Source organism: Streptomyces roseochromogenus subsp. oscitans DS 12.976 (assembly GCF_000497445.1).
Classification (GTDB): Bacteria; Actinomycetota; Actinomycetes; order Streptomycetales; family Streptomycetaceae; genus Streptomyces; species Streptomyces oscitans.
Genome location: NZ_CM002285.1, coordinates 5,659,799 through 5,666,463 on the forward strand (window position 1 = coordinate 5,659,799; position 6,665 = coordinate 5,666,463).

Genomic DNA, 6,665 nt, shown 5'->3' on the forward strand with positions numbered 1-6,665 from the left:
GAGGTCCAGCCCGCGGTCGCCGAGCGCGGCCAGCGCCCGCAGCGCCCGCTCGTCGGCCCCGCCGAGCCGTCGTACCGCGGCTCCGATCCGCTGCCGTACGTCCACGTCGCCCGCCTTCAGCTCGCCCAGCCGCTGCTGCTCCGCCCGCATCCGCGCGGCCAGTTCGCCCACCCCGAGCGCCGGGCGCGCGGCCAGCCGCTGGCCCGCGGTCCACACCGCCAGCGGCAACCCCTCGCACCATGTGACCAGTTCGGTCGCCGCACCCCGCTCCCGTTCCACCCGCTCGCGCCCCGCGACCGAGCCGAGCAAGGCCAGTGCGTCCTTCGCGGTGAGCCGGCCGAGCCGGACGCCGCCGCCGGGCAGCCCGCCGAGCCGCCGCCGGCTGGTCACGATCGTGGCGCACTTCTGCCCGCTGGGCAGCAGTTGGAGCACCTGCTGGACGGAGGCGGCGTCGTCGAGGAAGACCAGCACCCGTCGGTCGGCCGTCCAGCTGCGGAACATCCGCGCGGCCTCCTCCAGCGAGTCCGGCGGCTCGCCGGGCGCGATCGTGCGCAGCATGCTGCGCAGCGCCGCCAGCGGCTCAAGCGGCCGGCCCTCGGCGTCGTGCAGGGTGAGGAAGAGCTGCCCGTCGGGGAAACGCTCGCGCACCCGGTGCGCCACGTGCACCGCGAGCGCCGTCTTGCCGGTGCCGGGGGCGCCGACCAGCGGGACGAGCGCGGCGGAGCGGGCCAGTTGGCGTTCCAGCGCCTCCGTCTCGGCTGCCCGTCCGACGATCTCGGCGATGCCGGCGGGAATCTCCGCCGGCCGGATCGGCCGGGAGCCCGGCCGGGGCGCGGCGGGCCGCTCCGGCGCGCTCAGACCGGGGGCGTCGGCGAGTACGGCGCTGTGCAGCCGCTGCAACCGCTCGGAGGGTTCGAGCCCGGTGTGCTCTACGACGGCCCGGCGCAGCCGCGCGTAGCAGCTGAGCGCCTCCTCCCGCAGCCCGGAGCGGTACGCGGCGAGCAGCAGCTGCGCCGAGAACTCCTCCCGCAGCGGGTGCCGGCGCGTCAACGTCTGCAGTTCGCCCACGAGTTCGCGGTGCAGACCGAGGCGCAGGTCCGCCTCGATCCGCTGCTGCAGGGTGGCCAGCCGGGTTTCCCCCAGCCGGGCCACTTCGGCGGCGAGGACGGGGCCGTGCGGTACGTCGTCGAGTGCGTCGCCGCGCCACAGGCCGAGTGCCTCGCGCAGCAGCTGGGCGGCCCTCGCGTGGTCGCCGTCCGCGAGTGCGGAGCGGCCGAGCGCGACGCGCTGCTGGAAGGTGTGCAGATCGAGCTCGCCGGGCTGGAGCAGGAGCCGGTAGCCGTTCGGACGGGTCTCCAGCCACTGCCGTCCCTCGCCCGAGGAACCCGATGACCCCGAGGAACCCGATGACCCCGATGAGCCCCATGAGCCCGAGGAACCCCATGAGCCCGAGGGGCCCGATGAGCCCGTGGGGCCGGAGGCCAGGGCCTTGCGCAGTTGGTAGAGGTAGGTCTGGATGGTCTTCCGGGCCAGCCGCGGCGGCTCCTCGTCCCAGAGTTCCTCGATGAGCGTGGCGTGCGAGACGACCCGGCCGGCGTTGAGCAGCAGGGTGGCGAGCACACGGCGCGGCATGGCCGCCGCGGGGGTCAGGTCCTCGATTCCGTCACGCACCTCGACGGGTCCCAGCACGGAGAACTCCACGGGCCGTCCCTCCAGTCTCCGTAAGATACCTTCGAGAAGGTTTTATAACTGCTCACCGTTCCGCGGTCAACAACAGTCCACAACCGGAGGTGCCGATCCCCTTCAGGCTGCGGCTTGTTGGGCGATCTTGGGATGTGAGACACCGCTTGAACGGTGAATATTCTGTCCCGTAGGTTTTTTTCGCGAGCCAAGTTGCCCACTGAGGTGCCACTAGGAGGCTGACTCTGTCATGCGCCACTCAAGCAACACGCTGGTCGACCCTGCCGCCGCTGCTTCCTCGGGGCTCTTCGAGCAGCCCGTTCCGCGCAGCCTGGTGCACCGGGCCTCGGTCTCCGAGGTCTTCCTCACGAGCATCCATCCCGACGGCCCCGACCGCTTCCTGATCAGCGCGCAGTGGCCCCGGCAGCACAGCTTCTACCGCAGCCGGCACGGCTTCCACGACCCATTGATATTCGCCGAAACGATTCGGCAGGCCGGCCTGATCATCGGCCACGCCGGCTACCAGGTCCCGCTCGCCAACCCCTTCATCCTCAACGGGATGGAGTTCGACATCACGCCGGAGGGCCTCGCCCGCGGCGGCGCCCCCGCGCACCTGATGCTGGAGGCCCGCTGTGAGAACATCCAGCGCCGCGGCGAGCGGCTGCTGGGCCTGGACTACCGGATCGACCTCTACCGCGACATGGTCCGGGTCGGCACCGCGCGCTGCGGCTTCACGTGTGTCTCGCCGGCGGTCTACCGGCGGCTGCGCGGGTCGGCCGCGGGAGCGGGCACCGGTGCGGGCACCGGTGCGGGTGCCGGTGCGGGTGTCGACGTGGGCGTTGACGTGGGTGCCGGTGCGGGCGCAGGTGCGGCACCGCTGCGCGACGAACTCCCGCCGCCCGTCGCACCGGAGCTGGTCGGCCAGGAGAGCGCGGGCGACGTCGTACTCTCCGCCATGGACCGGCCGGGCAGCTGGCTGCTGCGCTGCGACCCCGACCACCCCGTGCTCTTCGACCACCCCGTCGACCACGTGCCGGGCATGGTTGTCCTGGAGGCGATGCGGCAGGCCGCGTTCGCCCGGTCCGGGAGCCGGCCGCTGCTCGTCGGTTGCGCGATGGAGTTCCTCCGGTACGCCGAACTCGGCCTGCCCACCGAGATCCACGCGGCCCCCGAACCGGCCCGCGCCGACGGCACGGTGCCCGTCCGGGTCGCAGCCGCGCAGAACGGCGACATCGTTGCCCAGGGCGTCCTGCGGGTACGGCCGGACAGCGGGGCCTGACGGCGATGCGCCCCATCCTCACCGCCTTGCTGCGCCGGTCCGGCCTGGCGGTACGCGCCTGGCTCAGGGGGAGTCGGCCGGTGATGCTCCGGGTGCCGTTCGCCTATCCGGTGCGGTCGTCGGCGGAGGACGATGTGTGAGTCGCTGGTGGGGTGGGGGCGTGCGGCGCGAGGCGAGCGGACAGGGCTCTCCGGGATGGAAGAGCCCTGACTCCTTCGGCATGGAAGGGCCCTGACCCCCCGACGGCGCCGGGCACCGGCAGCCGCTTCCGAGTGGACCCGGCGCCCTGTCCGCGATCTGTCCGCGATCTATCCGCGATCTGAACTTGGCGTGGCTGTGCCGTCTGAGGCCGTTTCGGATTTCGTGTATGCGGGTTCCGTATAGAGGATGTCGCGGGCCTGTTCCGCGGCGCGGGCGATGCTCTCGGCGACGAAGTCGACGAAGCGGGCGATGTTCTCCAGACGGGTGGCGGCCGGGGTGCCGGGGCCGAGGAGCCCGACACCCTGCCGTGCGGTCTCGGCGAGCTGGGCGTTGGACCGGGCGGCGGCCATCATTCCCTGGTAGAAGACGTCGGTGTCGACGACGTAGCGCTCGCGGCGGCGTTCGTCGCGTTCCCGGCGGATGAGGCCCTGGCCTGCGAGGAACGTGACCGCTTTGGAGACGGACGCCGGGCTGACCTGGAGGCGCTGGACGAGTTCGGACGCGGTGAGGCTGCCCGCGTCGGTGGTGTAGAGGCAGGTCAGGACCCGGGACATCATCTTGGGCAGGCCCTGCTGCATGAGGAGGGTGGTGAACGCCTCCTCGTACTCGCGCACGGCCTCGGCGTCACGCCCGTGGGTCCGGGGGAGCGCCTTCGGGTCCCGGGGCGCGGTCTGCCTGCGGCGATGGGCGCGGCGTTCGGTGGCGCGGTGGGCCAGGTCGGCACGGTAGGCGGTGGGGCCGCCGTTGCGCATCACCTCACGCGTGATCGTCGAGGTGGGGCGGCCGAGGCGTCTGGCGATCTCCGCGTAGGCGAGCCCGTCGGCCAGTCCCAGCGCGATCTGCTGACGTTCCTGCTGGGTGAGCCTGCCTCCCGGCATCGCGATCTCCCTTCACGCTTCCCTGATGCCTCCAACATAGCGTTCACTCCCCATCCAATGCAACGAGCGAGATAATTGGTGTTGCATTAGATTCAAAAACGTTGCAACGATTTCCCATATCTGACCTGCGATTATGGCTATCGCTCGCAACGACTTGATTGCCAGATATATGAATGCAACGTAGCGTTTCTTTCATCAGAAACAACGGACCGAAGGAGCGCACGATGCAGAAGAACCAGAGCGCGATGCGGAAGTTCGACACCCCCGCCCCGATCGCCGCCGTCCTCGACATCCCCGCGGGACGCGTCCAGTTGATCGCCGCCGACCGGGGCGACACCACGGTCGAGGTCCTGCCCGCGGACGCTTCGAAGGGCCGCGACGTGAAGGCGGCGGAGCAGATCGAGGTCGTATACGGCGACGGCGTCCTCCGGGTCGAGGCCCCGGCGGCGAAGAACCGGCTCCTCGGTCACTCCGGGTTCATCGAGGTGACCATCCAGCTGCCCGCCGGTTCCCGCGTCGAGGCGAAGGCGGCCAGCGCCGAGTTCCGGGGCGTCGGACGGCTCGGCGACGTCACCTTCGAGGGCGCGCAGGGTTCGGTCAAGCTCGACGAGACCGAAGGTGCCCGCCTCACCCTCCAGGCCGGTGACGTCTCGGTCGGCCGCCTGGGCGGTCCCGCGGAGATCAGCACCCAGAAGGGCGACATCCACATCGCCGAGGCCGTGCGCGGCACGGTCACACTGCGGACCCAGGCCGGTGACGTGTCGGTCGGTGCCGCCGCCGGAGTCTCGGCCTCCCTGGACGCCGGCACCTCCTCCGGCCGGATCCACAACGCGCTCAAGAACGCCGACGGTGCCCCCGGTCTGAACATCCACGTGACCACCGCCTGCGGCGACATCGCCGCCCGTAGCCTCTGAAAAGCCCAGGAAGGAAGCCAGGAAGGAAGAGGGTGTGGTCCGGCGGCGGTGCTCCTTGGAGATCCGGAGGGCACAGCCGCCACGGTGGCCGTACCGCGGCTCCCCCCTCTGGAGAGGCTCGTCTCCAGGGATGCCCGTCAGGCTCGAAGCGAGGTCATGACGAGGTCGCGGAATTCCGGCCAGCGGTCCAGGAGATCGGCGCGGCCGGTGAGGGTGTCCGAGACATGCTGGACGCCGAAGAAGCCGGAGACCAGGGCGCGGGCGGCAGCCTCGGGGTCGACGCCGGCCCGCAGCTCGCCGGCCTCCTTCGCGCTGGTCAGCAGGTGGGCGAGAAGCTGGGTCCAGCCGACGTACGGCTGGGGCAACTGGGCGTCGATCAGGGAGCGTTCGAGCTGCAGCCGGGCGCCGGCCTGGACGACGATGTCGGTGGCGAAGGCCTTCGCGGCCCCGTCGAGCACCCGTACCACGGTGTCGAGCGGCGGGTGCCCCTCGGCGAGGATGCCCTCCAGCAGCTCGGGCCAGCGCGAGTAGTGCGCCTCGACCACGGCGATGGCGAGGATCTCCTTGTTCGGGAAGTGGAAGTAGACGGCTCCCTTGGTCATGCCGACGCGCTTGGCCACGTCCTGGATGGACGTGCTTTTGAAGCCCTTCTCGGCGAACTCCTCCGCCGCGGCGCGCAGTACCTGGGCGCGGGTCTGCACGGCCCGTTCCTGACGCAGGTCGGGCAGGCGGTCCTCGGTGGGGGAGCCTGTCCAGCCCGGGATCGTGATCTTCGAGGTCACGGTGATCGCGCTCCTTCGGTACACGGCCGTGAGTTCGGATGGAGGGGTGCGCCGGTACCACTTTTAATATACCTTCCTGTAGGTATATTTGCCACGGGCGCAGGTGATGGAGCCATGCGCTCTCTGTGTGAGCCGTGTGTGCTCGCCTCCGGGCGGGCCGGGGGAGGGGAACGCATGGGCATCGGCACCTTGATGGACGGCGCACAGCTCGCCGAGGGCGGGTTGCGGACGGCGCGGGTGGCACAGCTGGCCCGGTTGGCCCGGGCCTCGGCGGCCCGCGTGGACGCGGAGCGGCGGCTGTCCCCGGAACTCGCCGCCGAGATCACCGCCGCCGGATTTCCGGCCCACTTCGTGCCGCGCCGCTGGGGCGGGGCGGCCGCCGGCTTCCGGCAACTCGTGGACGCCGTCGCGGCACTGGGCGAGGAGTGCGTCGCCACCGCCTGGTGCGCCGCCCTCTACGCCGCGCACGGACGGCTCGCCGCCTACCTGCCCGAACGCGGTCAGCGCGAGCTGTGGGACACCTCCCCGGATGTGCGGATCGCCGCCGCCGTCGTACCGCCCGCCGGACGGGCCGTCCCCGAGGGGGAGGGCTGGCGGATCTCGGGCGAGTGGCACTACGCCAGCGGTGTCGACCACGCCGACTGGGTGCTGGTCGCCGTACGGGTCGAAGGGGCGGACGGCGGCGGGTCCGAGGTCCGCTGCTTCGCGGTTCCGCGGCGGGAGTTGGTGATCAAGGACAGCTGGCACAGCCTCGGGCTGCGCGGCACGGGCAGCAACACCGTCGTCGCGGGCGGCGCGGGCGTACTGGTGCCGCGCCACCGGAGTTTCACCCTCGCCGATCTCGACACCGTGCGCGCGGGGTGGCCCGCTGCCACGCCGTGCCCTTCCGGCTCGTCGCCCCGCTCCAGTTCGCCGCGCCGATCCTGGGGGC

General features: G+C 71.6%; 7 protein-coding genes. 4 read left to right on the top strand and 3 right to left on the bottom strand.

What is annotated here, in order from left to right; all coding sequences use genetic code 11:
* Positions 1–1,701 (bottom strand): AfsR/SARP family transcriptional regulator (locus tag M878_RS74160; protein ID WP_023549822.1); only part of this gene is annotated, 1,701 nt, incomplete at its 3' end.
* 229 nt (positions 1,702–1,930) lie between these two features.
* On the opposite strand from M878_RS74160, the gene M878_RS000000100140 reads away from it, so the two are divergent.
* Together M878_RS000000100140 and M878_RS000000101100 are read left to right on the top strand one after the other, a co-directional pair.
* Positions 1,931–2,959, top strand: coding sequence for a ScbA/BarX family gamma-butyrolactone biosynthesis protein (locus M878_RS000000100140; RefSeq protein WP_023549823.1), 1,029 nt, complete (start codon positions 1,931–1,933; stop codon positions 2,957–2,959).
* Between the two features lie 5 nt (positions 2,960–2,964).
* Positions 2,965–3,099 (top strand): hypothetical protein, encoded by a 135-nt coding sequence (locus tag M878_RS000000101100; RefSeq protein ID WP_023549824.1) that lies wholly within the window; start codon positions 2,965–2,967, stop codon positions 3,097–3,099.
* Positions 3,100–3,267: 168 nt separating this feature from the next.
* Here M878_RS000000101100 and M878_RS74170 read toward each other — a convergent pair whose 3' ends face one another.
* Entirely contained in the window at positions 3,268–4,038 is a 771-nt protein-coding gene (locus M878_RS74170; RefSeq protein ID WP_023549825.1) for a helix-turn-helix domain-containing protein, read from the bottom strand.
* 245 nt (positions 4,039–4,283) lie between these two features.
* Between M878_RS74170 and M878_RS74175 the strand changes: the two genes are divergently transcribed.
* Positions 4,284–4,952 carry a DUF4097 family beta strand repeat-containing protein gene (locus tag M878_RS74175; RefSeq protein ID WP_031225668.1) on the top strand — a complete coding sequence of 223 codons (669 nt, stop codon included), beginning with the start codon at positions 4,284–4,286 and terminating at the stop codon, positions 4,950–4,952.
* A gap of 137 nt (positions 4,953–5,089) precedes the next feature.
* Here the strand turns inward: M878_RS74175 and M878_RS74180 are convergent, their stop codons facing one another.
* Positions 5,090–5,734 carry a ScbR family autoregulator-binding transcription factor gene (locus tag M878_RS74180; RefSeq protein ID WP_023549827.1) on the bottom strand — a complete coding sequence of 215 codons (645 nt, stop codon included), beginning with the start codon at positions 5,732–5,734 and terminating at the stop codon, positions 5,090–5,092.
* A 114-nt stretch (positions 5,735–5,848) separates the two neighbouring features.
* Between M878_RS74180 and M878_RS97705 the strand changes: the two genes are divergently transcribed.
* A partial coding sequence (locus tag M878_RS97705) for an acyl-CoA dehydrogenase family protein (protein ID WP_483414718.1) occupies positions 5,849–6,665 on the top strand: 817 nt, incomplete at its 3' end.

Excerpts from the sequence above, each read along its gene's own strand:
- M878_RS000000100140 (WP_023549823.1), top strand. The coding sequence starts at position 1,931 with ATGCGCCACTCAAGCAACACGCTGGTCGACCCTGCCGCCGCTGCTTCC.
- M878_RS000000101100 (WP_023549824.1), top strand. The coding sequence starts at position 2,965 with ATGCGCCCCATCCTCACCGCCTTGCTGCGCCGGTCCGGCCTGGCGGTA.
- M878_RS74170 (WP_023549825.1), bottom strand. The coding sequence starts at position 4,038 with ATGCCGGGAGGCAGGCTCACCCAGCAGGAACGTCAGCAGATCGCGCTG.
- M878_RS74175 (WP_031225668.1), top strand. The coding sequence starts at position 4,284 with ATGCGGAAGTTCGACACCCCCGCCCCGATCGCCGCCGTCCTCGACATC.